Origin of the sequence: Mesorhizobium sp. WSM4313 (assembly GCF_002294725.1) — a bacterium.
In the GTDB taxonomy this organism is placed as follows: domain Bacteria; phylum Pseudomonadota; class Alphaproteobacteria; order Rhizobiales; family Rhizobiaceae; genus Mesorhizobium.
Map to the genome: position 1 here is coordinate 16,455 of NZ_NSFT01000010.1, position 24,873 is coordinate 41,327.

Here is a 24,873-nt window from a genome sequence, read left to right on the forward strand (position 1 = left end):
CCGACCTGATCTCATCTTGCTCCTTTGCCTTTTGTCCGGAGACAATCGTTCGTGAAACGCCTTTTCAACCGCCTGCTGCCGAAATCCTGGCGCTCGACAGTCGTCACCATTCCGGTCATCCGGCTGCAAGGCCCCATCATGGCCGGCGGAGGCCAGTTCCGGCCGAGCCTGTCGCTCGCCTCGACGGCCGGCCTGATCGAAAAGGCGTTCGGCTTCGACGCGCCGGCGGTCGCCATCTCGATCAATTCGCCGGGCGGCTCGGCGGTGCAGTCGCGATTGATCTTCAAGCGCATCCGCGACCTGGCGGCGGAAAAGAACAAGAAGGTGCTGGTCTTCGTCGAGGACGTGGCGGCCTCGGGCGGCTACATGATCGCGGTTGCCGGCGACGAGATCTTCGCCGACCCGTCCTCGATCGTCGGCTCGATCGGCGTGGTCTCGGCCTCTTTCGGCTTCCCGGAGCTGATGAAGAAGATCGGCGTCGAGCGGCGCGTCCACACCGCCGGCCAGAACAAGGCCGTGCTCGATCCGTTCAAGCCCGAGAAGGAGGAGGACGTCGAACGGCTGAAGGCGCTGCAGCTCGAAGTGCACGAGACCTTCATCGACCTCGTCAAGGAACGGCGCGGCAGCAAGCTCAAGGACGACCCGGACCTGTTCACCGGCCTGTTCTGGACCGCCAAGCGCGGTCTCGAGCTCGGCCTTGTCGATGCGCTGGGCGATATGCGTAGCGTGCTCAAGACCCGTTTCGGCGAGAAGACGCAGCTCAAGCTGATCACCGCGCCGCGCGGTCTGTTCGGCCGTTTCGGCCTGTTCGGCTCGCGCGTTTCGGCGCCGGATATCGCGGCGGCCGCCGCCAGCGGCGTCCTCGATGCGGCGGAAGAGCGCGCGCTGTGGGCGCGCTTCGGGCTTTGAAAAAGCCATGAATGCGGCTAGCATGGCCGCTTGACCGACCCATTCGGCCGGCCTTGCCGCGAGGACGCGGGAGGAGTTTTAGAGATGCCGCAGATCATTTTCTTCGCCGTTGTCGGCGCCGCCGCTTACTTTGGCTACCGCGCTTTCGTGCGTGAGGCCGAACGCGTGACGGCCAAGATCCGGCGTACAGAAAGACAGGCGGCGAACGGCACGACGGGCACGCTGGTCAAGGACCCCAAGACCGGCGAATATCGTCTCGCCAAGGACTGATCCCATCTCGCCAGCAGCCGACATCCTGGAGCCCGGCACAGAGGTCCGGACGTGGCTTGCGCCTGCCAAGATCAACCTGGCGCTGCATGTCATCGGACAGCGCGCCGACGGCTACCATCTCATCGACAGCCTTGCCGTCTTCACCCGCTTCGGCGACCGGCTCGAGATCGAGCCGGCGGAAGAGGATGAATTCTCGGTATCCGGCCGTTATGCCGCCGGGCTGCCGCTCGACGGCGACAATCTGGTGGTGAAGGCGCGCGATGCCTTGCGCCGGGAAGCCGGCATGCAACAGGGATCGCCGGTCGCCATCCGGCTGGAGAAGAACCTGCCCATCGCCTCCGGAGTCGGCGGCGGCTCGAGCGACGCGGCGGCCGCGCTTAATGGCCTGGCGCGGCTCTGGAAGCTCGATATCGACGACAATTCGCTGGCCCGGATCGGGCTTTCGCTCGGTGCCGACCTGCCGATGTGCCTCGAATCAAAGCCGCTGATCGCACGCGGTATCGGCGATCAAGTCTCGCCGCTATCCGCCTTTCCTGCGCTTGGGCTGGTGCTGGTCAATCCGGGCATCGCGGTCTCGACGCCGGACGTGTTCAAGGCGCTCTCCAGCCGCGATAACGAGAGGCTGCCGCCGCTGCCGAAGCGCCTCGATTTCCACACGATCCGCAACTGGCTGGAGACGACGCGCAACGATCTCGAGCCCGCCGCCCGTTCGATCCAGCCGGCGATCGGCGAGGCGCTCAAGGCGCTCAAGCGTGCCGACGCCGCGTTCGCGCGCATGTCCGGCTCGGGCGCCACCTGTTTCGGCCTGTTCGAGACCGGCAATGTTGCAAAACGCGCGGCGATCGAGATCCGCGCCCGCCACCCCGACTGGTTCGTTGCCGCGACGCGCAGCATGGAGGTGAGCGATGGCGAAGCTTGACGAAAGCCGGCCCTTCATTCCGGTGCGCATCGCCGTGCTTACCGTCTCCGACACGCGCGGCCTCGCCGACGACAAATCCGGACAGACGCTGGCGGATCGCATCGCGGAAGCCGGCCATACGCTCGCCGCGCGCGATATTGTCACCGACGACCGCGAAAAGATCCGCGACAAGGTGCTCGGCTGGTCGAAGGACGAAAACATCGATGTCGTGATCACCACCGGCGGCACCGGCTTCACCGGCCGCGACGTGACGCCGGAGGCGCTGGAGCCGATCTTCGAAAAGCGCATGGACGGCTTTTCGGAAGTCTTCCACCGCATCTCCTACGACAAGATCGGCACGTCGACGATCCAGAGCCGGGCAACCGGCGGCGTCGTCAACGCCACCTTCGTCTTCGTGCTGCCGGGCTCGCCCGGCGCCTGCAAGGACGCCTGGGACGGCATCATCAAGGCGCAGCTCGACTATCGGCACATGCCCTGCAACTTCGTCGAGATCATGCCGCGGCTGGACGAGCATCTCAGGCGCGGCGGCAAGCCCACCTCGTAAAGCTCAGTTAAGGCGCCCGGCCGGCCCGGCGGGGCATCATTTCGGCGGCGCGATCCAGATTTCGGCGTTCAGCCTTCTGGTCGCCAGGCCGCGCGCCAGGGCTTCGGCGCTGCGCGCGCTCTTTGCCAGAGCCGAGGCCTGACGCTTGCTGATGACAAGCCCCTCGGCCAGCGCACGATTGCTCGAGAACACCCTGGCCAGGAAAGGCGCACGGTTGGCGCGGGCGCGTGAAAAGCGCGCCGGCATGGTCTGTTTCGCCGTGTGCGCCACGACTTCGTCGATCCAGCCCTCGGCGAGCCGCGCCCCTGGCTCGAGCAGGAGCAGCCAGTCGCCCTTGGCCTGGCCGATACCGGCGCCGATCCCGCCGGTCGCATAGTGGCAGCCGGCATGCTCGGCCACCCGGTGCGTCTGATCGGTCGAGCCTTGATCGCAGACGATCACGTCGCGCACGACGCCTTCAACCGCGCCGCCGACCAGCGAGGCGAGCGTACGGGCAAGCCCCTCTTCGTCGTTGCGGGTTTCGATAAGGACGCTGAGCATTTTAGCCGAATAGCGGAAAGTGCGGCGATGCGCCAGTTGTGCGCTTCAAGCGAAAAAGTTCTTGCTTTGTTCTCTTCGGTGAAATAGGAATAGTTTCATGAACAGAGCGATTCGACAGCCTGCCGACAGTCCCTGGGAGAGGGCGAAAATGGAACAGATCGTGCGAGCCGACATTGCCGCTTTCGGAGCAGGCCGAGCCGAGATGGCAAACGTGATGATCGAGCAGAGCGGCATGCGCGTGCGGCCCGATCGAAATCGCGGCCGCTCGGCCGGGATCAATCCGTCCGGCCGGTTCGAGCCGATCAGCCGGCATGTGTTCGACGACGGCTGGAACTCGCTGGAGGAACTGCCGCCGTTCAAGACGGAAGTGCAGGTCGAAAAGCCGCGCACCATCATCACGCGCAACGAGTCGCCTGACATCTCCTTCGACCGTTCGATCAACCCCTATCGCGGCTGCGAGCATGGCTGCGTCTACTGCTTCGCCAGGCCGACGCATGCCTTCATGGGCCTGTCGCCGGGGCTCGATTTCGAATCGAAGCTGTTCGCCAAGCCGGATGCCGCGCGCATGCTGGACAGGGAATTGTCAAAACCGGGCTACCAGCCGCGCACGATCGCTATCGGCACCAATACCGATCCCTACCAGCCGATCGAGAAGCAATACCGCATCATGCGCGAGATCCTGGAAGTGCTGGAAGCGCGCGGCCATCCGGTCGGCATCGTCACCAAGTCGGCGCTGGTGACACGCGACATCGACATCCTGTCGCGCATGGCCGAGCGCGGCCTTGCCAAGGTGGCGCTGTCGGTGACGACGCTCGACCGCATGCTGGCGAGAACGATGGAACCCCGCGCCTCGACCCCGACGAAGCGGCTGGAGGCGATCAGGCAGCTTTCGGACGCCGGCATCCCGGCATCGGTCATGGTGGCGCCGATTATTCCGGGGCTTACCGATCCGGAGATGGAGCGCATCCTCGATTCGGCTAGAGCCGCCGGCGCGCGGGAGGCCGGCTATGTCATCCTGCGCCTGCCGCTCGAAGTGGCGCCGATCTTCAAGGACTGGCTGTTGCGCCATTATCCCGACCGCTACCGGCATGTGATGTCGCTTATCCGCTCGATGCGCGACGGCAAGGATTACGATTCCGAATGGGGCAAGCGCATGAAGGGCGCCGGTCCCTATGCCTGGCAGATCGGCCGGCGCTTCGAGATCGCCGCCAAGCGGCTCGGCCTCAATGTCGAGCGGCGGCAGCTTCGCACCGACCAATTCGTCGCAGGCGCCAGTGCCGGCGAGCAGCTGATGCTGCTTTGACGCCAGCGCCGGCCATGACGACCGGCGCTAAGCACTTCCAGGCAAAGCGATTTTCGGTCTGGAATTGCCATTTGTTTCGAAATCCCGTCCGGCCCCTGTCCCCCGGCTGTGAGACGGTGCCTTCCCGGTCCGACGCCCCATCCGACCCGGAAGGACTTGCGGAGAATCGGAGCCGATGCGAACCTCGCCGCACCATGGCTCGCGCGCGTTCCGATTCTCCGCTTCTCTTTGAAATGGTCGAGAAGCCCGACTTCTCGATCGAGACGAAAGCGATAGCCGACGGGCTGTGGCCGGTCGCCGGCATGGACGAGGCCGGCCGCGGTCCGCTCGCCGGTCCGGTGGTGGCCGCCGCGGTGGTGCTCAACCCCGCCAACATTCCCGAAGGGCTCGACGATTCCAAGCGCCTCACCCATTTGCAGCGCGAGGCGCTGTTTCTCAAGATTCTCGGCTCGGCGCTCAGCATCTCGATGGCTTCGATCAGCGCCGAAGGCATCGACAACAGCAACATTTTGAAAGCCAGCCTCGAAGCGATGTGCCGCGCCGCCGCCGGCCTGTCCTTGCGGCCGAAGCTCGCCCTGGCCGACGGCCGCGACATACCGCCAGGTCTCGCCTGCGAAGCCCGCGCGCTCATCAAGGGCGACCAGCGCTCGCAATCGATCGCCGCCGCCTCGATCGTCGCCAAGGTGATGCGCGACCGCATGATGTGCGGCTGCGGCGGACATCACGAGCACTACGGCTTCGAAGTGCATATGGGTTACGCGACGGTCCGCCACCGCACCGCGATCGAGGCGCATGGGCCGGTGGCACGGCTCCACCGGGCCTCGTTCGCGCCGTTCCGGTTGGGTGGGGTTGAGATGGCGGAAGAGGAAGAGAGCCTCGCCGGGCTGGAGTAGTTAGCTGATCTCCCCCAATGTGGTTACGGCTTGCGGACATCCTCTGTCAGTGGCGTGACTGATCGACCTGAGGCTTGATTGCCGGGTGGTTCCCCCAATCCGTCGCTGCTTCGCAGCGCCACCTTTCCCCCTGCGGAGGGAAAGGAAGGGAGCGTTGCTGGACGAGCATTGACGGCAAAAAGCTTGGCGCCTTCCTCTACCCCCGTCGATCGGGGAGAGGTGGCTCGGCGGAGCCGAGACGAAGTGGGGGTCGACCTGCGCTACATAAGACAAATGCATGCGCCAAGCTGCCATGCACGCTATCGCCAAGACCAGCTGCTCGGAAATGTGTGCATAGCGTAGCCCCTTGTGGGGGAGATTGGCAGCTTCGGCGCCGCGCTCCTTCCAAACAAAAAAGCCGCCGGGTTGCCCAGGCAGCTTTTGAGTTCGAAGTTTCGAAGTCAGCTCAGTTCAGCTTGGCCTTCACATCATTGAGCGCCGACTTGAACAGATCCGCGCCGGTCTTGACGTCGACCTTGGCGGCGAGCAGCGTGCGGGCGGCTTCGACGGCGATGTCGACGGCGGTGGCGCGCACTTCGCTGACCGCCTCGCGCTCGGCCTGGCTGATCTTCTGCTCGGCAAGCGCGGTGCGCCGGGCGACATAGTCCTCGGTCTTCTTGGCCGCCTCGGAGGCAAGCAAGTCAGCCTCGCGTTTGGCGGCAGCGACGATGTCGGCGGCCTCCTTCTCGGCTTCCTTGCGCTTCTGCTGATACTGGCGCAGCAGCTGCTGGGCCTCCTCGCGCAGGCGCCGTGCCTCTTCGAGCTCGCTGCTGATCTTGGCCGCGCGGGCGTCGAGCGACTTGGCAAGCATGCCCGGCACCCTCAGATAGATGACGGCGCCGAGGAAGATGATCAGGGCGATGGTGGCCCAGAGCGTGGCGAGTGATGTGGCGTCCATGATCCCGCTCCTCACCGGCTCGCGGATTTGACCGCGGCCGCGATTTCGGCCTTGTCGGCCTTGCCGCCGACAAGCGCCTCGACGATGGCCGAGGTCGTGTCCTCGGCGATAGTGCCGACTTCCTTCATCGCCTTGGCCTTGATCGAGGCGATGCTCGCCTCGGCCTCGCCAAGCTTCTTCTCAAGCTCGGCCTCGAGCTTCTTGCGCGTGCCCTCGGCTTGCGCCTTGGCGGCGTCGTTCGCCTGCTGGCCGATCTTGTTGGCGTTGACCTTGGCTTCCGCCAGTTCCTGCTCATAGGCAGCAACCGCGGCGTCCGCCTCGCCCTTCAGCCTTGCGGCATGGTCGAGGTCCTGGGTGATGCGGTCGTTGCGGACATCGATGATGCCGCCAAGACGCGGCATCACAACCCGCTTCAGGAACAGGTAGAAGAGCCCGAAGGTGATGACCAGCCACAGGATCTGCGACGGGAAGGTTTTGGCATCGAACGGCGGGAACGCTTCATGCTCCGCGGCAGGCACAGCAGTGCCGGCATGCGTATCGCCCTCGGCCGCGGCCGGCGCTGCTTCTTGCGCATAGGCAGATGTCACGAACATCTCATTCCCCTGTCCCTAGAACGGGCCGCACCATGCGGCCCCTTTCGTCAGCGCCGGCTCTTACTTGAAGACCAGGAGCAGAGCGATCAGGAGCGAGAAGATGCCCAGAGCTTCGGTCACCGCGAAGCCGAAGATCAGGCGGCCGAACTGGCCGTCGGCAGCCGACGGGTTGCGGAGCGCACCCGAGAGGTAGCTGCCGAAGATGTTGCCGAGGCCGATGCCCGCGCCGCCCATGCCGATGCAGGCGATACCAGCGCCGATAGCAGCTGCTGCAGTTGCGTCCATTTCAAAACTCCTGTGGTTTCTCTGTTCGTTGAAGTTGGTACGTTGGGTAAGCTGGCGCCGGGGCGCCGGTGAAAATCAGTGGCTCGGGTGCAGGGCGTCGTTCAGATACATGCAGGTCAGCACCGCGAACACATAGGCCTGCAGGAAGGCGACCAGCAGCTCGAGCGCCGAGAGCGCGACCGCCATGGCAAGCGGCAGCACCGAGCCGGCGATACCGACGGCGCCAAACGCGCTCAGGCTGACGACGAAGCCCGAGAACACTTTCAGCGTGATGTGGCCGGCCAGCATATTGGCGAAAAGACGAACCGAGAGGCTGACGGGCCTCGAGACGAAGGAGATGATTTCGATCGCCACCACCAGCGGCAGAAGATAGCCCGGCACGCCATGCGGCACGAACAGCTTGAGGAAGCCGAAGCCGTGCTTGGCGAAGCCGTAGACGAGGACCGTGCCGATGACCAGGATCGCCAGCGTGAAGGTGACGATGATGTGGCTGGTAACGGTGAAGAAATAAGGGAACAGGCCGATCAGGTTGGCGACCAGCACGAACATGAACAGCGAGAACACCAGCGGGAAGAACTGCATGCCCTGCTTGCCCGCGGCATCGCGAAGCATGTTGCCGACGAATTCGTAGGCCATTTCGGACACCGACTGCAGGCGACCGGGAATCAAGGCCCGGCTGGCGGTGCTCATATAGAGGAAGGCGGAGGCCAGGACGATCGTCACGACCATGAACAAAGAGGAGTTGGTGAAAGATACGTCGTAGCCGCCGATATGCAGCGGGATGATCGGATGGATCTGGAACTGGTGGATCGGATCGACCTTGTCAGCAGCCACTTTAAATCCCCGTCAAAGCCATAAACGGCTTTTAAGTTCACTTTAGCGCCCTGCGGCGCCTCACTTCATTCTCTCGGCTCGCGCGGCTTGCCGCCCTGGCCGAATTCCGATGCCAGTCCCGCCGAGCGCAGGACATTGAGTATGCCTGCGCCAAAGCCCAGCAACAGGCCGACGATCAGACCCCAGGGCGCTATTCCCGCCAGACGGTCGATGATCCAGCCCAAGCCGACACCGACCACCACTCCGGCGATGAACTCGCTGGACAGCTTCAGCGCCTGACCGTAACCGGTCGCAGCTTTCGCTTCGTCTTTCCCCTCGGACCGGTCCGTGCGTCTCGTCGCAAGCGATGCTTCGAGGTCGCGCCGGCGGCGCTCAAGTTCGTCGTCGCGGATGGTGGCTTCTGGCTGCCTGCCGCGGCCGGTTTCTCCGGTTCCGTCTGGCCCGGTTTTGTCGGCCATCGCAACCCCCCTGCCCGGGCAGACGATTGCCGTCCGTCCGCTTCTAAAGTCGCCGGCAACATAGTTAGAGGGTCCGCCCCCGTCAAGCCACGGGCCAAACTTCCGAGCGATGGATTTTTAGCAGTTAAATCAATGGTTTATCGAGGTGCGACATCGTGCCCTTCACGCCTGCGTGAGGTAACGGCGCGAATCCGCGCGACAAGGCGCGTCCGCCCAGGCATTGCCGGGCGTCGAAGGAAGGATAGCCGGGGCGGTGTTTGGGCGGCTCAGTTTGAGCCGCCTAAGCGCGTCGCGATCCTTCAGATTCGCTCCACGCGCTTCAGTTTTTGATTTCGCGCGTGTCTTCCCGAACCGCTTACCACTTTCGGGAGACATGCTTTAGCGGCTCAGCTCCAGCCGCCGCCATAGGTGCGGTAGAAGATATGCAGGCCGATCCTGGTCATCTTGTGCATGGCCCGCGCCCAGCCGGGATGGACGTAATTGGCGTAGTAATGCGTCGAAGAACCGACCTCGGGAATGAATATCTTGCCGGCGGTCACCGCCATGGCAACCTCCTGGGCGGTCTTGTAGGAGGCCAGGTCGGTGATTGTCTTCTTCCTGCCGTCGCAGGCAAAGGAGAACTGGCAGCGGTTGAACCAGTTGTCGTTCTGGTAGACGACGCCGCAGATCGTCTTCGGATAGGTCGGATTGCGGACGCGGTTGAGGATCACCTGCGCCACCGCCGCCTGGCCGCGGACCGGCTCGCTGCGCGCCTCGAAATAGATGCCCTTGGCAAGGCAGGCCTGCTCGGGCTTGGAAAAGACACTTGCCGGCAGGGGGGTCTGCAGCCAGGCATGGTCGCCCTTGCCCATCGGCGGAATGAAGCGGCCATCGTTGGGATCGTCCTGCAGCAGCGCCTCGAAGGGCGAAGCCTTGGCGTAGTCGGGCGCGGACTGGGCATAGGCCGTGGCAAGGATGTCCGGCTTGTCGTTGTTGACGAGAGCGACAAGTGCCGCCGGCAGCGCCGGATCAGGCCTCTTGTCCTCGCGAAGATGGAAGGCCTGGGCGATCTGGACTTCCTTGCCCTTGATGCCCGGCTTGGCGAAGGTGAGCTTCAGGCCGCTGTCCATCGCGGGACGCAGCAGCGAGGAGGTGCGCTCGAAAATCGAGCCGGCGCTGAAATTCTTGGGCGGCGCGACCGGCGACACCTTGACGATGCGGCCCTTCTTGTCGGCGCGTACGACACGATCCTCATCGGGCGTCACGCCCACGGCGCTGCCCTTGCCGCGGAAGGCGACGGTGCCCACCCCCGGCAAATTCACGCCGGAACCGGAGAGCGAGCCGGTGGTGACGGAATCGACAAACGGCATTTCGGCCGCATGCACCGAGCCGGCGGCGGATTTCTCGATATAGGCGTTCCAGCGGGTGTCGGACGATTCCAGGCCGGAGATCAGGCTTGCCATATCCTGGTAGGCGACGGCCGACGGGAAGCCGATCCAAATACCGAGCCCAAGCACCAAAGGAGGAAGAAAGGAACGTTTTTTCGCAACGGCGGCGGCGGCAAGCCGCAATGAAACGCGTCGATGCACGGAACTCTCCAGAACGCTACTGACCCCGGAGAGTCAAAATGAAGCATTAACCTTGATGCGGGGTTAACGACATCGATCATGTTCTTTTCATGTTTGAGGAACGCCGGCTCGCAATTTCCACAGCGGGCCGATGAAGAATCAGCCCTGGGTGGGTGCATCAGTTTGGGTGAATCAGGCGGGGCGCAGGAAGATGGGCCACGCGAGCGCCGCGCAGATCGCGGCCGCGAGCCACACGCCCGGCCATGCGAAGACCACCAGCAGCCATGGAATGGCGATCGGCACCAGGCAGAAGCCGATGAACACAAAACTGTTGGCCAGGCTGAGCGCGGTGCCGACATGGCCGGCGCCGGCAAGCGTGGCAAGCTCGGTATAGGCGACGCCGTGCCAGGCAGAAACGAATATGCCGGCAACGACGACCATCAGCGGAAGCAACGGCAGCAGCGACGGCGCGCCGGCAGCGCCGATCACCAGCAGCCACAGCGCCAGGAAGGCAAATGCGCTCAGCGCGCTGCAGAGTTTCAGGAATGGGCGGCGGTTGCCGTGGCGGTCGGTGAAACGGCCGCTCCATACGCGCATCGCCATGGCGCCGGTCTGCACGGCGGCGAGGCTCGCGCTGGTCACCAAGGTGCCCATGCCCGCAAAGTCATGCAGGAAGACCGAGGCGAAGGTCAGCACCGCGACCTGCGGAAAGCAGAGCAGGCCGATGGCGGTCGACATGCGCCACACCTCGATGTTGCGCAAGGGCGCCGGGCCGCTTGCCGCTGCGGCGGCGTGACCGCCGCTTTCCGCCGGCGGCTCGTACAGCCAGCGCCAGGCAAACCAGGCCGAGAGCGCGGAGACGGCTGCAAGCAGGCCGAAGACCGCCGTGAAGCCCAAACTCAACGCCAGCGACGGCAGGACAAGCGCGCCCAGCCCGCCGCCGAGCGGCACCGCCGTCTGCCTGATGCTCATGGCGAAGCCGCGCTCGCCGTCGCCGAACCAGCCCATGATGGCGCGGCCGCTGGAGCCGTTGACGCTGCCGCCGAGCAGGCCGGCGACGAGCAGGCTGGCCGACAGCAGCGCGACGCCGGGAACGGCCATTTTCGTCGGCACGACAAGCAGCGCCATGATGAAAAGCCATGCGGCCGTCGCCCCGAGCCCGGTCAGGAGCACGCGGCGGTCGCCCCAGCGATCGGTGAGCACGCCCCAAGGCAATTCGCTGAGCGCGACGCCGAGGCCGAGAAGGCCGAGCGCGAGACCCAGCGAGGCATTGTCGAGGTGGTAACCCTGGCGCATCACCACCGCAGTCGCCGGGATGCCAGAGAAGGTGGCGGAGAAGCCGGCATTGGCGGCGACGCCGATGCCCAGCACCTTCCAGCGATGGTTGGGGCCGAAAGCGCGGCGGGCTGAGGCGCTGGCAATGTCTCCCGCGGGCGGCTGGCAGACATTTCGTGTGACGATGGCGGACATGGCTCCATTCCTGTGATGGCCGGCTGACGGCTTGACGGACCGGATGTAGCGCCATAGCTTCATCCATAAAATCAGGAAGTTTTTCACCAACAATCCTGAAAATCAGGACGATCCCGATGCGCCGCGTCACGTTCGACCTCGATGTCCTCAGAACCTTCGTCACCGGCATGGAGCTGGGCAGCTTCGCCAAGGCGGCCGAACGGCTTGGCCGCTCGACATCCGCGGTCAGCGCGCAACTGAAGAAGCTGGAGGAGCAGGCGGACACGCCGGTCTTCCGCAAGGCAGGGCGCGGCCTGGCGCTCACCGAAGCCGGCGAGACGATGCTCGGCTATGCGCGGCGGCTGATCGAACTCAACGACGAGGCGGCCTCCGCTATCCGCGACGTCGAGCTGGAAGGCTGGGTACGGCTCGGCCTGCAGGAGGATTTCGGCGAGGCCGTGCTGCCCGACGTGCTCGGCCGCTTCGCCCGCACTCATCCCAAGGTCCGCATCGAAGCACGGATCGGCCGCAGCCACGACCTTGCCGAGCGTGTCCTGTCAGGTAATCTCGACATCGCGCTTGCCTGGCATGACGGCATGGCCCTGCCCTATAGCCGCCATGTCGCCGACGTGCCGGCGCGCTGGATAGGCCCGGCCAAGCCGATCGAGGCTGGTCCGCGCAATGGCGAGCCGCTGCCGCTGGTGGTGTTCGAGGCGCCGTGCCTGCTCAGAACCGTGGCGACCGAGACACTCGATCGCGCGGGCATGCCCTGGCGCATGTCCTTCTCGAGTCCTTGCCTCGGCGGCATCTGGGCGGCGGTGGCGGCAGGCCTCGGCCTGACGATCCGCACTGATATCGGCCTGCCGGCCAATGTCAGGGCAATCGCGCCGGGCGTGCTCGGGCTTCCTGCCCTGCCGACGATGGCGCTGCACCTGCACCGGAAGGACGCCGAGCTCGACCCGGTGGCAGCGCGGCTGGCGGAGATATTGCTGCAGGCGGCGCTGGAGACGCTGCCGGAGGGGACGCGAACCGGCGATGGACTGCGGGAGGTCGCTTAGCGTCTTAGCCGACGCCTTTCGACATCGTCATTCTAGGGCGAAGCAAGGAGCGGAGCGACGCAGCGCAGACCCTAGAATCCATTCCGTTACTTCGCGCGAGGAATGCAGCGGAGCAGAATTCTGAACCGTCGCGGCGCTTCTAAGTCACGGAATGGATCCTCGGGTCTATGCGCGTCGCTTCGCTCCTTGCTTCGCCCGTGGATGACGAGGGATCAGCGTCGGCGCTTTCCCAGAAGTCACCGCTTCTTCGCCCTGCCCGCAAACGGATTGTCCGAGGTGCGCAGCGCCATGCGGATCGGCACGCCTGGCATGTCGAAGGCCTCGCGCAGGCTGTTGGTCAAATAGCGGACGTAGGATTGCGGCATGGCGTCCGGGCGCGAGCAGGAGACGACGAAGCCCGGCGGGCGGGTTTTTGCCTGGGTGACGTATTTGATCTTCAGCCGGCGGCCGGCGACGGCGGGCGGCGGGTGATGCGCGAGGATGCCTTCCAGCCAGCGGTTGAGCTTGCCGGTGGAGACACGGCTGTTCCAGACCTTGTGCGTCTTGATGACGCTTTCCATCAGCCGGTCGAGGCCGCGCCCGGTCTCGGCCGAGACCGTCACCGCCTGGATGCCGCGCACCTGCGGCAGGAGCCGCTCGGTCTTTTCGCGCAGCTCGGCCAGCAGCTCCTGCGGATTGTTGATCAGGTCCCATTTGTTGAAGGCGATCACCGGCGCCCTGCCCTCGCGGATGATGAGGTCGGCGATCTGCAGATCCTGCTTCTCGAACGGGATGGTGGCGTCGAGCATGATGATGACGATCTCGGCGAAGCGGATGGCGCGCAGGCCATCCTGCACCGAGAGCACTTCCAGCTTTTCATGGATCCTGGATTTGCGGCGCATGCCGGCCGTGTCGAACAGCTTTATCCTGCGGCCACGCCAGTCCCAGTCGACCGAGATCGAATCGCGGGTAATGCCGGCTTCCGGACCGGTGAGCAGCCGCTCCTCGCCGATCAGCGCATTGATCAGCGTCGACTTGCCGGCGTTCGGGCGGCCGACGACGGCGATGCGCAGCGGCTTGGTGTCGTCATAGGGCGCTTCAGCATCCGGGTCGGCGATGTCCTCGCCGATCAGAACCTCGCTGGCGGCGATCTCGCCGGCTTCGTCTTCCTCATCCTCGCCGAAAGCGCGTTCCTGGCCGAGCGCTTCAATTACGGCGTCGCGCAGATCCGGCATGCCCTGGCCGTGCTCGGCCGAGATCGGGATCGGCTCGCCGAGGCCGAGCTCCCAGGCTTCCAGCATGCCCCCTTGAGCGCCACGCGCCTCTGCCTTGTTGGCGACGAGCACCACCGGCTTGCCCGATTTGCGCACCACCTCGGCGAAGGTGCGGTCGTCGGGCATCAGGCCCGACTTGGCATCGACGGTGAAGAAGATGAGGTCGGCTTCGCGAATGGCGATCTCGGTCTGCTGGCGCATGCGGCCGGGAAGCGTCGAAGCCGCTGCGTCCTCGAAGCCGGCGGTGTCGATGACATCGAAATGGAGATCGTAGAGTTTTGCCGCATGGACACGGCGGTCGCGCGTTACACCAGGCGTGTCGTCGACAAGCGCCAGCTTCTTTCCGACCAGCCGATTGAAAAGAGTCGATTTGCCGACGTTAGGCCGGCCGATGATGGCGACTTTGAAGCCCATCCAGGATCACGACACGTTGCCCGACCCGCGGATCAGCTCGGACATCAGCTGCGCGCGCTGGCGCACATTGCGCGGGGCGGCTTCATCCGAAGAGATCTGGTCGAACAGTTTGAGCGCGTCCGCCGACTTGCCGTCCTTCCAGGCGGCAAGGCCAAGCGCCTCGCGCGCCGAATGGCGCAACGGATTGGTGTCGGCGGTAAGCGCCTCGATGCGGCTGGAGACATCGGCGTAGGAGCCGTGGTCGACGAGCAGGAGCGCCGCCCTCAGCCGCGCAATATCGCGAATGCCGGCAGGAATGGCGTTGTCGGCGGCGACCTCGTCGAAATCCTTGACCGCGCCATCGACGTCGCCCTTGTTGGCCTTGACGGTCGCGGCGCGCATGCGGGCGAGCAGCGGATAGGCGCCGTAGCCGTCCTTCTCCAGTTGGTCGAGAGCGGCGATCGCTTCGTCGTTCTTGCCGTCATTGGCGAGCTTGAGGGCCGCCGAGAAGGCGTCGCCCGAGCGGTTGGCGCGGGTTTCGTCCCAATAGCGGTAGCCGACGACAGCGGCGGTGCCGAGCACGATCAGGATGGCAAGGCCGAGAATGGCCGGGCCGAAACGGTCCCATAGCTTCTGCGCCTGCTCGCGACGAATCTCTTCGTTGACTTCGCGGATAAAACTGTCGTCCGACATCAATCAAAACCATTGCGGCCCCAGGAGGGGGCGCTTCTTGAGCCCGCGTTTTAGCGAAATTTCGTCGGCATGGAAGGGGGCGGACCGGAAAATCGGCTGAGAATGCCGGGCGCCCACAGTCCATACCTGAACGCAACCGCGCCACATTTGCGCGGTAGCCGGCTTCCGATCGGCCGGAGACGTCCCCGCCAGAAGGTTGTCAATGCTTCGTTCGTACCGCGTCCTTGCGATCAGTCTTGCCTCGCTCGCCTCAGCCAATGCCGCCTTCGCCGATCCGCCGAAATCGCCAACCGTTTCGCCGGCCAAGCAGGTCGTGCTGATCTCTTTCGACGCCGCCCGCGATATCTCGCAATGGCAGCGCAGCCGGGCGCTGGCAAAGCGCACGGGCGCGCATTTCACCTATTTCCTGTCCTGCGTCTTCCTGCTCTCTCCCGAGACGCGGCTGCACTATGCCGGCCCCGGCAAGGCCGCCGGCAAATCCAATGTCGGCTTCGGCGCCTCAAAGCAGGATGTCGCCGACCGGCTTGAGCAGGTCCGGCTGGCCGCGGCCGAGGGCCACGACATCGGCAGCCATGCCTGCGGCCATTTCGACGGCAAGGCCTGGAGCAAGGCCAACTGGCTGGCCGAATTCGCCTCCGCGCGGCGCATTTTCGAGAACGCCTATGCGATCAACGGCATCCAGGAGCCAGCCGGCTGGCGCGATTTCGCCCGCCATACCGTAACCGGTTTTCGCGCGCCCTATCTGTCCACCGGCAAGGCGCTTTACGAAGCGCTGCCCGAGGCCGGCTTTGAATACGACGCGAGCGGCGTCTCGAGCGGCCCGGTCGTGCCGCCAACCCTGAATGGCACAACCCGCTTCGCCCTGCCGCTTATCCCGGAGGGAGACAAGGCCAAGCCGGTCGTCGCCATGGATTACAATCTTTATGTCCGCCATTCGGGCGGCACCGAAAAGCCGGCCGAGGCGGACGCATTCACCGAGCGCGCCTATCAGGCGTTCCGCGCCGCTTTCGAGGCTCAGTACAACGGCAAGCGCCTGCCGCTGGAGCTCGGCTTCCACTTCACCCTGATGAACGACGGCGCCTACTGGAACGCGCTGGAGCGCTTCGCCGGCGAGGTCTGCGTGAAGGCCGATGTCGAGTGCATCAGTTTCCGCGATTATGTCGCGCGCCAACGCGCCGGCCAGGCACAGGCGACAGCGGGCGGCTAACTGGACCGGCCGCGCTCTAGCCTGCCGGCTGATCTTCGGGACGCATGCCAGCTTGCTCGCGCTCTAGATAGTGCTGATCGATAATCGGCAGTTGCTCACCCTGCAGCGTCGCTTCGAAAGCTCGCAAACGTTTGTGCACCGACTGCAGTTCAACAATCGTCGACCACGAATTCAACAGGAACTGCAGCGAATTCGTCACCTTGCCGAACGCGTTCGATATCTGGTTCAGGGCGCCGAACGTGATCTTATGCGCAACCAGCGAGGGCCCAAGGATGAGCAACGAAAAAATGTTGTCGGCTTGCAGGTAGGTGTAACGAACGACGTTGAAATAGATGTAGTGGAAATATAGCTTGAAATAATTGCGGCGGACATTGGCGAATAATTGTGTCGTCGTCGCCGGCTGCGCCCGATCGGGATGATCCTCGCCGTAGACAAGTTCCTTGCGATAGGCTGCCTCGACGCGCTGGTTGCGGAACTGCAGGCCCGGCAGCTTGAGACCCGCCACCATGACGGAAATCGTTCCGAACAGACACCAGCCCAATGCGGCGACGACCAGCGGCTGCGGGACCGTGCCGATGATCGGCAATTCGGTGATGTGGGCCTGCAGTTGAATCAAGACCGGCAGAAAGGCGATCAATGTCATGATCGACTGAACGAAAGTCGAGCCGAGATCTTCCATGATCTGCGAGAAGCGCATCGTGTCTTCCTGGATACGCTGCGAGGCGCCCTCGATGTGGCGCAGCCGGCCCCAGTTGGCCATGAAGTAATCGTTCATCGCGGTGCGCCAGCGGAAGATCCAATGGCTGACGATGAAGGCGTTGACCACCTGCACGTTCATGCCGACCAGCGCGAGCCAGGAGAAATCGGCCAACCCCTTGTAGAATTCGATGTCGGTCGAGGCCGTCGTTCCCGACATCAAGCCCTGAACATAATCGAAGAACGGGCCATACCAGTTGTTGACCGCAACCGAGACCTGAACGTTGAAGTAGATGAAGAACAGGATGACGGCGGTCATCAGGATCGACCAGTTCTGCCACGGGTGCGGGGCGTACCAGCTCCAGAAGGCGTAGAAGATCGCCACGCAGGCCACGAAGTACATGTAGAACCACAGAAACGGCTTCGACCACAGCACCGCGATGCCGATGATCGGCGGCGAACCGGCCGCCACGGGTGGCAGGCCGAAGACGGCGCCCAACTGCTCGCCGCCGAAGAACCAGAACAAGATCGCGGCAAGGCTCCAGACGGCGGCCGAGGTGAAGAAAAGCTTCGGCTGCGGGAAGAAGGATACGAACACTGTGGCGGGTTTCCTCGGTCTGACCGCAAATCAGCGGCATTGCAGTTCGGCGGGCATAAAGTCACACATTAGGGGGAAAGAAAATGCCCGTGCCCGACGCCCGGCATCGAACAAACCGCAAATCATGGCGATTTTGGCGCAGCCGACCAAGCAATGACGCCGGAGGCAAGCAGCGCCGACGCTGCCATGATCGAAGCAAGCATGTAATTGCCCGAAGCCTGGGCGAGCAGGCCGGCGGCGATCGGGCCGACGATCTGGCCAAGGCCGAAGGCCGCCGTCATCACCGCGAAGATGCGGCGCGGCGCCCGCGGCGCGAGCTGCCTGCCCATCTGTAGGCCCAGCGCCGTGATGGCGATGAAGGTGCCGCCGAGCAGGACGCCGGCGATCAGCGGTCCGGCGGCGCCCTTGACGACGACGCTGGCGGTGACGCCGACCACCTCGACCAGGCAACTCGCGGCATAAGTGGCATAGAGCCCTAGCCGGCCGGCGAGCTTCTCCCACGCCCAAGTCGAGGGAAAGCCAGCGAGGCCGGCGACCATCCAGACAGTCGCCTCGAAGACGCGCCCGCCGCCGCCCTGGCGGACGATGGCGACCAGGAAAGTGGCGGTCACCACATAGCCGAAGCCGAACAGCCCATAGGCGACGATCAACTTCACCAGGGACCCGTCCTTCGGCAGCGCCGGCTCGCGCCCGCTGGCGACATTGGCCGGCATGGTCGAGCCGGCGAGCAGCGCGACGACAAGCAGGCCAAGCGCCGAAAGCGCTCCGGACCAGAGCCAGCCGGCGGCCCAGCCCGCATGTTCGGAGACGAGGACCGCCAGCAGCGCCGAGGACGCGGCAATGCCGAGGCCCACGCCGCCGAAATGCAGCGCCTGCAAATCGCCGCGGCCAGCCTCAGCCAGATGGCTGAAGACGATCGAGGCCATGAACACCATGACGAAGGCACTGGCGAGGCCGGCCAGGAAGCGGATGACGAGGAAGGCGGCCATCGTCTCGTTGAACCCCATGAGGGCCGCGAGCACGGCGCTGGCGGCGAGGCCGGCGAACATCAGCATGCGCTCGCGGCCATGCGCCCAGCCACCGGCCGCGGCAAGCGCGCCGATGAGGTAGCCGAGATAATTGGCGGAAGCGATCCAACCGGCATCGGCTGGCGTCAGGCCAAGTCCCTCCATCATGCCCGGCAGGATCGGCGTGTAGACGAAGCGGCCGATGCCCATGGCGACGGCAAGCGCGACCATGCCGGCGAGAGCAAGCCGCAAGGGAGATGGCGAGGCGTTCATTGCAGTGCACAATAATTGCATGTGCAGGTGAAACAATGCGCTTGCGTTGGGCCAGTGTCACGATCGTAGAAAGGACCGATCGCATCGGACTGGCGCGAAACTTTCTGCGTCAGCGCTGCCCCTCATCCGCCCTTCGGGCACCTTCTCCCCGTATAGTGACGGGGAGAAGGAAACCGGCCGCAACGCTGGCGATTATCCTACAGCGTTGAAAATTAGCGAAAGCGGCGATGACAGCGTCTTTCTCCCCGTCTCTATACGGGGAGAAATGCCCGGCAGGGCAATGAGGGGCAGCGCTGACGCCGGCAACGCTATGCACAATGGTCACATTAGTTTGTCTTTTGGTTTCCGCCGCTGCGGCAACGTGACTTCAACGGCAGCCGGTCTCGTAAGCTGTGCGGCGGGCCGTCAGCCGGAAGGGCATGTCGCCGAGCTCGCGCTCCGACATGGTGTCGAGCATCGGATGCGACAGCGGATCGATGATCCAGCGCGCGATCTCACCGTCCTCGGGCGGCCTCGCCTCGGTGCCGCAAAGCCCTTTCAGCAAAGATAAAATCTTCATCGGGCCACCTCATGGCTCAAGGCTGTTTCAGGTAAATTCTGCCGTTTCCTGTCGGGTTTCAATTGAGATTTCGGTCCGTTCACTTTAGAAAAACTGGATGGCTATGCTGAACCGCGTCCATCTCAACGGCCTGCGCGCCGTGGAAACCGTCGCCCGGCTGGGATCGCTGGCGGGCGCGGCGGCCGAGTTGAACGTCTCGGTCAGTGCCGTCAGCCAGCAGGTCAAGCGCACGGAAAAGCAGCTGGGCCAGGCGCTGTTCGAACGGACGCCGGGCGGGCTCGTGCCGACCGAATTTGGCGCCGCCTTCACGACGCGACTCAGCGCCGGCTTCCGCGAGCTCGCGCAAGCCGTAGCGCTGGCCGACGAGGCCAACGAGTGCACGCTGGTCGTCTCGGTGGCGCCGGCCTTCGCCTCGAAATGGCTGCTGCCGCGGCTGTCGCGGCATTTCGCGCGACATCCGAATGTGCTTTTGCGCATCGACGCCTCGGCCAGGGTCGCCGATCTCGACCGGTCCGACATCGATATCGCAATCCGGCTCGGCGACGGCAAATGGCCGGGCGGGCGCGCCGAGCTCCTGCTTGCCCAGGAAGTGTTTCCGGTCTGCGCGCCCTCGATCGCGGCCAGGCTGAAGTCGATCGGCGATCTGGCGCAGACCTGCGCCATCACCGACGAGCGGGCGATGTTCAGCTGGGACGGCTGGTTCGAGGCGGCCGGCGTCGAGCCAGTCACCTTCCAGAAAGGGGCTCGCTTCACCGATCCGATGCTTTGCCTGGAATCGGCGATCGCCGGCCATGGCGTGATGCTCGCCTGGCAGTTGCTGACCGCCGACGCGCTGGCCGACGGCCGGCTGGTTGCGCCCTTCGGGATCAGGGCCGAGAGCGGTCTGGGTTACTGGCTGGTGACCTCGGCCACCAAGAGCGAAAGCCGCAAGGTGCGCGACTTCAAGGCCTGGATCCGCGAGGAGATCGAGGCGACCATGGCGCAGTTCCGGGCGCTGGACAGCGCCGCCTAACCGCTCCGCACTTTTCAATAATGCGGTCCGTCATGCTTGAGAGCAGGCCCAGTCGATCGCGGTGGAAAGGTCAATCGCAGCGGTCTATGTAAGGATGAGAACCCCAACATAACGGCAGGCAGGATCATGACCACACATTCGCGCGGCGTTTCGGCAAGCATCGACCCGGTGAAGCTCGACAGGCTGGCGGAAGTCGCCGTCAAGGTCGGACTGCAATTGCAGCCCGGACAGGACCTGGTGCTGACCTCCTCGATCGCAGCGCTGCCGCTGACCCGCCGCATCGTCGAGCACGCCTACAAGGCGGGCGCCGGGCTGGTGACGCCGATCTTCAACGACGACGAGATCACGCTGGCGCGCTTCCGCTACGGTGCGGATGCCGGTTTCGACCGCGCCGCCGGCTGGCTCTACGAAGGCATGGCGAAGGCCTTCTCCAACAATGCGGCGCGGCTTGCGGTGCGCGGCGAAGACCCGTCGCTGCTGTCGACACAGGATCCAGCCAAGGTGGCGCGTGCCAACAAGGCGAACTCGATGGCCTACCAGCCGGCGCTGGAGAAGATCACCGGCTTCGACATCAACTGGAACATCGTCGCCTATCCCGATCTTGCCTGGGCAAAACAGGTGTTTCCGGGTGAGTCGGACGACGTCGCGGTGGTGAAGCTTGCCGACGCCATCTTCTCGGCCTCGCGGGTCGACGTCGAGGACCCGATCGGCAACTGGAAGGCGCATAACGCCGCCTTGGCCGAGCGCACGAAGTGGCTCAACGAGCACAGTTTCCACGCGCTGCATTTCACCGGACCGGGCACCGACCTGACCGTCGGGCTGGCGGACGGCCATGAATGGATGGGCGGCGCTTCGACGGCGAAGAACGGCATCACCTGCAATCCGAACATCCCGACCGAGGAGGTCTTCACCACGCCGCATGCAAGGCGCGTCGAGGGCCATGTCTCCTCGACCAAGCCGCTCTCCTATCAGGGCACGCTGATCGACGAGATCTCGGTGCGCTTCGAGGGTGGGCGGATCGTCGAGGCCAAGGCCTCGAAGGGCGAGGATGTGCTGCAGAAGGTGCTCGACACCGACGAGGGCGCGCGCCGTCTCGGCGAAGTGGCGCTGGTGCCGCATTCCTCGCCGATCTCGCGGAGTGGGCTGTTGTTCTTCAACACGCTGTTCGACGAGAACGCCGCCTGCCATATCGCGCTCGGGCAGTGCTATTCGAAATGCTTCGTCAACGGCGCGTCGCTGAGCCAGGACGAGATCGCGGAGCGCGGCGGCAACAAGAGCTTCATCCACATCGACTGGATGATCGGCTCCGACAAAATCGACATTGACGGCGTGGCCAAGGATGGCGGCCGCGTGCCGGTGATGCGCAAGGGCGAGTGGGCATAACGGTACTTTGTTGGCGCAATTCCGAACGGACGGCCACGGCGAAGTCGCCGAGCCCAGCCGCTGCATACTTTGCCGGGGCTTGGCAAAGGAGGCATAAGTGGGCTTCGACATTGCGGTGAAGCGTGTCTATGAGCCGCCGGCGAAAGCCGACGGCCAGCGGGTGCTGGTCGACCGCATCTGGCCGCGCGGCGTCAGCAAGAAGGACGCCGAACTGACGCTTTGGCTGAAGGACATCGCGCCGAGCGACGCGCTGCGCAAATGGTTCGGGCACGAGCCGGAGCGCTGGCCGGAATTCCAGAAGCGGTATCGGGCCGAGCTCGACGCCAACAAGGAAGCGGTAGCGCAGCTGCGTGGCCTGCTGCGTGAGGGCAAGGTGACGCTGCTCTACGGCGCGCATGACGAAGCGCATAACAATGCGGTGGCGCTGGCGGACTATTTGCGCGGGGCGTGATGTATCCCGCTACGTTGGCGATCGGCGAAAGCGACGGCGACATCTGATTTCCCCCCTTGCGGGGGAGATGCCCGGCAGGGCAGAGGGGGGTGCTGTCCCTCCAGCCTCTCAAACATCAACCGCATACCCGAGGCAGCTTCGCGTCGCCACGTTGGCCAACGCCGCGTTCCTTCACACCCCTCTCTGGCCTGCCGGCCATCTCCCCCGCAAGGGAGATTGGGAGCTTCGGCGTCCCGCCTTTACTTCACCGCCTCCTCGTAAACATCCGGCTTGAAGCCAACGATAACGTCATTCCCCACCTCCAGCACCGGGCGCTTGATCATCGTCGGCTTGGCGAGCATCAGCTGCTTCGCCTTCTTCTCGTCCAGCCCGGTCTTGTCCTTCTCCGGAAGCTCGCGAAAGGTCGTGCTGCCCTTGTTGAGCAGCTTTTGCCAGCCGACCTTGCCGATCCAACCGCTGAGCCTGTCGGCCTCGATCCCCTCTGCCCGGTAGTCATGAAAGCGATACGGCACGTCATGGCTTTCCAGCCAGACGCGCGCCTTCTTGATCGTGTCGCAAGTGGTGATGCCATACATGGTGATGGTCAAGGCAGCCTCTGTCGGATGAGATTTTCGAATCCGGCAGAAGCCTAGGCCGGCCCTATAGGCTTTGCCAGCGCTTTACGCCGGTGCGATTGGCTCTTGCCAATACTAAGGTTTTTTCCTAAGTATTTTCTTGCAAGGATCACCTGACCGCCAGGCGGTCTCGGAAGGAACAGCCATGAGCCTGCAGGCCGTCAGCCCAAACCCGCCGCCGATCGACGGCATATTTCGCGCGCTGGCCGATCCGACACGCCGGCGTGTCGTGGAGCGGCTGAACAGGAGTCCCGCCTCAGTCAGCGAGCTGGCGGAGCCGTTCGGCATGACGCTCCCCTCCTTCGTCGAGCACCTAAAGGTGCTGGAAGGTTGCGGGCTGGTGCAATCGCAAAAGTCCGGTCGGGTCAGGACCTACAGCCTTTCGCCCGAGCCGCTGAAGCTGGCGGAAAACTGGCTCGCCGAACAGCGCGCGCTGTGGGAGCGCCGCCTCGACCAGTTCGACGCCTATGTGATGAGCCTCAAGGAGAGTGAAAAGTGAGCTATCCGTTCAAGCCGAACCCGAAACTGGACCTGACGCTGGAGCGCTTTCTCGACGCGCCGCGCGAACTCCTGTGGCGCGCCTGGACGAGGCCGGAGCATGTGAAGCAGTGGTTCACGCCGAAGCCATGGATCATCACCGACTGCGAGATCGACCTCAGGCCCGGCGGTCTGTTCCGCACGCGCATGCAATCGCCCGACGGCAAGGAGGTCAACGACCGCCATTGCTGCTATCTCGAGATAGTGCCGAACGAGCGGCTGGTGTGGACCGACGCGCTGCTGCCGGGCTACCGGCCGTCCGGCGAGCCCTTCATCACCGCGATCATCACGCTGACGCCCGAGGGCAAGGGCACGCGCTACACCGCCACCGCCATCCATCGCGACGAGGCGACCCGCAACAGCCACGAGGAGATGGGTTTCTTCGACGGCTGGGGCACGGTGGCCGACCAGCTTGCGGATTACGTGAAGACGATTTGAGAAGCAGACATGGCGGCCTGGACATCATCCGAGGCCGTCATGCCTGATTTTTTAAATCGCGGCACGAAGGACATTCAGAGCCCAGCAAGGCTCAATAGTAGAACCGCTCTTCGCTGATCTTGCCGTTCTTGACCGTGTAGAGGCCAACCTCGTCCATCTTGACGCGTTCGCCGGTGGATTTGGGCGTCACGTCGAAGCTGAAGCGCAAGGCGAACTGGTCGCCATTGACGTAAGGCCCCTCGACCGAGCCGCCGTGAACCTCATGGTTGGCCTCCCACCACTCGCCCTTCTGCTTGACGGCTTCCTTGCCGTTGCACACGGCCATCGGACCTTCCATGGCTTCGTGGCTGACGATGTCATCGGCATTGTATTTCGCGGCGGCACCGTGGCTGTCGCCCTTCTTGAGGAGCTCGGTGAAATCCTTGGCAATTTCCGCAGTGTTCATGATTTCCTCCCGGTTTGGACAACATATCAAGTAGGTACCGATGGTTCATCTGCCAGCGGTGCGGCGCTCCGCAGGTGACAATTCGTGTCAGGATGACGCGGCCGTCAGCGGCCAGCGGCTCATATCCTTGTAGATCGTCAGGCCGCGCAGGCTGTGAATGAGGACGAACTCCCTTGCTACAAAGCCGATTGGCTCGATCGGCTGCCTGGGGACGAATTTCTCGTCATAGGCAATCGTCATATGCGGGACGAAGTGATCCGCCGATTTGAGACCATTTGCTTTCATGGCGGTGCCAATCAACCGGCTGAGTTCGCAGACCGGCCCATCGTCTGCCAAAAGCACGAACGGACGCGACGGCGGCCTGCCTTTTGCCGCCGGGCGGCCGGGAAAACTTACAGCATGGCTAAACGTGACTTCAAACGCCGGCATTTCAACCATTCGGCCGGCCCGCTTGGCCGCGAATTCGATTTTCGATCTAAGTCTTTTGTAGTCGCCCACATGCTGTTGAGTGATGTGAAATCGCTCTTTCAGCAGCAGCGTCCCGGTTATCCCGTTGAGATCGCACAGATGTTTCTGCAACGACCAAAACGCGGCACGATCCTTGGCCTGCAAAAACAGCGCGAAGAACACCCGGTCCGGCCGCCTCGGCTGCAGTGGAGGAATCGGAATGCCGAAATCAAACTCTTGCTGCCGAGACATCTGTACTCGTTCGGCTGAGAACGCTCCTGTTAAGCTCTTCATGAGAACAAAACATGAACATTGGCAAGAGTCAAGG

29 protein-coding genes are annotated in these 24,873 nt (G+C 64.1%); 13 read left to right on the plus strand and 16 right to left on the minus strand.

What is annotated here, in order from left to right; genetic code table 11:
• The first annotated feature begins 51 nt into the window (after positions 1–51).
• The 4 genes from CK219_RS21275 to moaB all read left to right on the plus strand — a co-directional run bounded on the left by CK219_RS21275 (position 52) and on the right by moaB (position 2,642).
• Positions 52–909 (plus strand): S49 family peptidase, encoded by an 858-nt coding sequence (locus tag CK219_RS21275; RefSeq protein WP_095768714.1) that lies wholly within the window; start codon positions 52–54, stop codon positions 907–909.
• Between the two features lie 84 nt (positions 910–993).
• Positions 994–1,179 (plus strand): hypothetical protein, encoded by a 186-nt coding sequence (locus tag CK219_RS21280; protein WP_095768715.1) that lies wholly within the window; start codon positions 994–996, stop codon positions 1,177–1,179.
• A 25-nt stretch (positions 1,180–1,204) separates the two neighbouring features.
• Complete coding sequence (locus CK219_RS21285) at positions 1,205–2,098, plus strand: 4-(cytidine 5'-diphospho)-2-C-methyl-D-erythritol kinase (RefSeq protein WP_095768716.1); 894 nt, start codon at positions 1,205–1,207, stop codon at positions 2,096–2,098.
• Positions 2,085–2,642: a molybdenum cofactor biosynthesis protein B gene (moaB, locus tag CK219_RS21290; protein ID WP_095768717.1), complete on the plus strand. Its 558-nt coding sequence runs from the start codon at positions 2,085–2,087 to the stop codon at positions 2,640–2,642. The genes CK219_RS21285 and moaB overlap by 14 nt, the downstream gene beginning before the upstream one ends.
• Positions 2,643–2,678: 36 nt before the next feature.
• Here the strand turns inward: moaB and CK219_RS21295 are convergent, their stop codons facing one another.
• The gene (locus CK219_RS21295) at positions 2,679–3,182 is read right to left on the minus strand and encodes a glycosyltransferase (protein ID WP_095768718.1); all 504 of its coding nucleotides are present in this window, start codon (positions 3,180–3,182) and stop codon (positions 2,679–2,681) included.
• 148 nt (positions 3,183–3,330) lie between these two features.
• Between CK219_RS21295 and CK219_RS21300 the strand changes: the two genes are divergently transcribed.
• Positions 3,331–4,485 (plus strand): PA0069 family radical SAM protein, encoded by a 1,155-nt coding sequence (locus CK219_RS21300; RefSeq protein WP_141245395.1) that lies wholly within the window; start codon positions 3,331–3,333, stop codon positions 4,483–4,485.
• Positions 4,486–4,679: 194 nt separating this feature from the next.
• Positions 4,680–5,378 carry a ribonuclease HII gene (locus CK219_RS21305; RefSeq protein WP_095768720.1) on the plus strand — a complete coding sequence of 233 codons (699 nt, stop codon included), beginning with the start codon at positions 4,680–4,682 and terminating at the stop codon, positions 5,376–5,378.
• 445 nt (positions 5,379–5,823) lie between these two features.
• On the opposite strand, the gene CK219_RS21310 is transcribed toward CK219_RS21305, so the two are convergent.
• From CK219_RS21310 to CK219_RS21340, 7 genes are all read right to left on the minus strand, one after another.
• Positions 5,824–6,315 (minus strand): F0F1 ATP synthase subunit B, encoded by a 492-nt coding sequence (locus CK219_RS21310; protein WP_095768721.1) that lies wholly within the window; start codon positions 6,313–6,315, stop codon positions 5,824–5,826.
• Between the two features lie 11 nt (positions 6,316–6,326).
• Positions 6,327–6,908 (minus strand): F0F1 ATP synthase subunit B, encoded by a 582-nt coding sequence (locus CK219_RS21315; protein WP_095768722.1) that lies wholly within the window; start codon positions 6,906–6,908, stop codon positions 6,327–6,329.
• Between the two features lie 60 nt (positions 6,909–6,968).
• Positions 6,969–7,193 carry a F0F1 ATP synthase subunit C gene (locus CK219_RS21320; protein ID WP_027164582.1) on the minus strand — a complete coding sequence of 75 codons (225 nt, stop codon included), beginning with the start codon at positions 7,191–7,193 and terminating at the stop codon, positions 6,969–6,971.
• A gap of 75 nt (positions 7,194–7,268) precedes the next feature.
• On the minus strand, positions 7,269–8,027 hold the full coding sequence (locus tag CK219_RS21325) for a F0F1 ATP synthase subunit A (protein ID WP_095768723.1): 759 nt from the start codon (positions 8,025–8,027) through the stop codon (positions 7,269–7,271).
• A 65-nt stretch (positions 8,028–8,092) separates the two neighbouring features.
• The gene (locus CK219_RS21330; protein WP_095768724.1) at positions 8,093–8,485 is read right to left on the minus strand and encodes an AtpZ/AtpI family protein; all 393 of its coding nucleotides are present in this window, start codon (positions 8,483–8,485) and stop codon (positions 8,093–8,095) included.
• A 386-nt stretch (positions 8,486–8,871) separates the two neighbouring features.
• Positions 8,872–10,053, minus strand: a complete 1,182-nt coding sequence (locus CK219_RS21335) for a cell wall hydrolase (protein ID WP_095768725.1) — start codon at positions 10,051–10,053, stop codon at positions 8,872–8,874.
• 171 nt (positions 10,054–10,224) lie between these two features.
• A complete protein-coding gene (locus CK219_RS21340) occupies positions 10,225–11,502 on the minus strand; it encodes an MFS transporter (RefSeq protein ID WP_095768884.1) in 1,278 nt (425 codons plus the stop codon).
• A gap of 116 nt (positions 11,503–11,618) precedes the next feature.
• Here CK219_RS21340 and CK219_RS21345 point away from each other — a divergent pair, with 116 nt between their 5' ends.
• Positions 11,619–12,539 (plus strand): LysR substrate-binding domain-containing protein, encoded by a 921-nt coding sequence (locus tag CK219_RS21345; RefSeq protein WP_095768726.1) that lies wholly within the window; start codon positions 11,619–11,621, stop codon positions 12,537–12,539.
• Between the two features lie 236 nt (positions 12,540–12,775).
• Here the strand turns inward: CK219_RS21345 and der are convergent, their stop codons facing one another.
• Together der and CK219_RS21355 are read right to left on the minus strand one after the other, a co-directional pair.
• Positions 12,776–14,206 (minus strand): ribosome biogenesis GTPase Der, encoded by a 1,431-nt coding sequence (gene der, locus CK219_RS21350; RefSeq protein WP_095768727.1) that lies wholly within the window; start codon positions 14,204–14,206, stop codon positions 12,776–12,778.
• Between the two features lie 6 nt (positions 14,207–14,212).
• Complete coding sequence (locus CK219_RS21355; RefSeq protein ID WP_095768728.1) at positions 14,213–14,878, minus strand: tetratricopeptide repeat protein; 666 nt, start codon at positions 14,876–14,878, stop codon at positions 14,213–14,215.
• Positions 14,879–15,080: 202 nt separating this feature from the next.
• Between CK219_RS21355 and CK219_RS21360 the strand changes: the two genes are divergently transcribed.
• Complete coding sequence (locus CK219_RS21360; protein ID WP_095768729.1) at positions 15,081–16,085, plus strand: polysaccharide deacetylase family protein; 1,005 nt, start codon at positions 15,081–15,083, stop codon at positions 16,083–16,085.
• A 16-nt stretch (positions 16,086–16,101) separates the two neighbouring features.
• Here the strand turns inward: CK219_RS21360 and sbmA are convergent, their stop codons facing one another.
• The 3 genes from sbmA to CK219_RS21375 form a co-directional block, all read right to left on the minus strand.
• The gene (gene sbmA, locus CK219_RS21365; RefSeq protein ID WP_095768730.1) at positions 16,102–17,379 is read right to left on the minus strand and encodes a peptide antibiotic transporter SbmA; all 1,278 of its coding nucleotides are present in this window, start codon (positions 17,377–17,379) and stop codon (positions 16,102–16,104) included.
• A 122-nt stretch (positions 17,380–17,501) separates the two neighbouring features.
• Positions 17,502–18,659, minus strand: coding sequence for a YbfB/YjiJ family MFS transporter (locus CK219_RS21370; protein ID WP_245340571.1), 1,158 nt, complete (start codon positions 18,657–18,659; stop codon positions 17,502–17,504).
• A 367-nt stretch (positions 18,660–19,026) separates the two neighbouring features.
• Positions 19,027–19,218 carry a hypothetical protein gene (locus tag CK219_RS21375; protein ID WP_095768732.1) on the minus strand — a complete coding sequence of 64 codons (192 nt, stop codon included), beginning with the start codon at positions 19,216–19,218 and terminating at the stop codon, positions 19,027–19,029.
• A gap of 97 nt (positions 19,219–19,315) precedes the next feature.
• Between CK219_RS21375 and CK219_RS21380 the strand changes: the two genes are divergently transcribed.
• From CK219_RS21380 to CK219_RS21390, 3 genes are all read left to right on the plus strand, one after another.
• Positions 19,316–20,230, plus strand: a complete 915-nt coding sequence (locus CK219_RS21380) for a LysR substrate-binding domain-containing protein (RefSeq protein ID WP_095768733.1) — start codon at positions 19,316–19,318, stop codon at positions 20,228–20,230.
• A 126-nt stretch (positions 20,231–20,356) separates the two neighbouring features.
• The gene (locus CK219_RS21385; protein WP_095768734.1) at positions 20,357–21,613 is read left to right on the plus strand and encodes an aminopeptidase; all 1,257 of its coding nucleotides are present in this window, start codon (positions 20,357–20,359) and stop codon (positions 21,611–21,613) included.
• A 97-nt stretch (positions 21,614–21,710) separates the two neighbouring features.
• Positions 21,711–22,064 (plus strand): DUF488 domain-containing protein, encoded by a 354-nt coding sequence (locus tag CK219_RS21390; RefSeq protein WP_095768735.1) that lies wholly within the window; start codon positions 21,711–21,713, stop codon positions 22,062–22,064.
• Positions 22,065–22,303: 239 nt separating this feature from the next.
• On the opposite strand, the gene CK219_RS21395 is transcribed toward CK219_RS21390, so the two are convergent.
• Positions 22,304–22,651: an ArsC family reductase gene (locus CK219_RS21395; RefSeq protein ID WP_095768736.1), complete on the minus strand. Its 348-nt coding sequence runs from the start codon at positions 22,649–22,651 to the stop codon at positions 22,304–22,306.
• A 172-nt stretch (positions 22,652–22,823) separates the two neighbouring features.
• Between CK219_RS21395 and CK219_RS21400 the strand changes: the two genes are divergently transcribed.
• On the plus strand, positions 22,824–23,177 hold the full coding sequence (locus CK219_RS21400; RefSeq protein WP_095768737.1) for a metalloregulator ArsR/SmtB family transcription factor: 354 nt from the start codon (positions 22,824–22,826) through the stop codon (positions 23,175–23,177).
• Positions 23,174–23,653, plus strand: a complete 480-nt coding sequence (locus tag CK219_RS21405; RefSeq protein WP_095768738.1) for an SRPBCC family protein — start codon at positions 23,174–23,176, stop codon at positions 23,651–23,653. Before CK219_RS21400 ends, CK219_RS21405 begins: the two co-directional genes overlap by 4 nt.
• Positions 23,654–23,744: 91 nt before the next feature.
• Here CK219_RS21405 and CK219_RS21410 read toward each other — a convergent pair whose 3' ends face one another.
• A complete protein-coding gene (locus CK219_RS21410; protein WP_095768739.1) occupies positions 23,745–24,098 on the minus strand; it encodes a nuclear transport factor 2 family protein in 354 nt (117 codons plus the stop codon).
• An 87-nt stretch (positions 24,099–24,185) separates the two neighbouring features.
• The gene (locus tag CK219_RS21415; RefSeq protein WP_095768740.1) at positions 24,186–24,797 is read right to left on the minus strand and encodes a 2'-5' RNA ligase family protein; all 612 of its coding nucleotides are present in this window, start codon (positions 24,795–24,797) and stop codon (positions 24,186–24,188) included.
• Between the last annotated feature and the right edge of the window lie 76 nt (positions 24,798–24,873).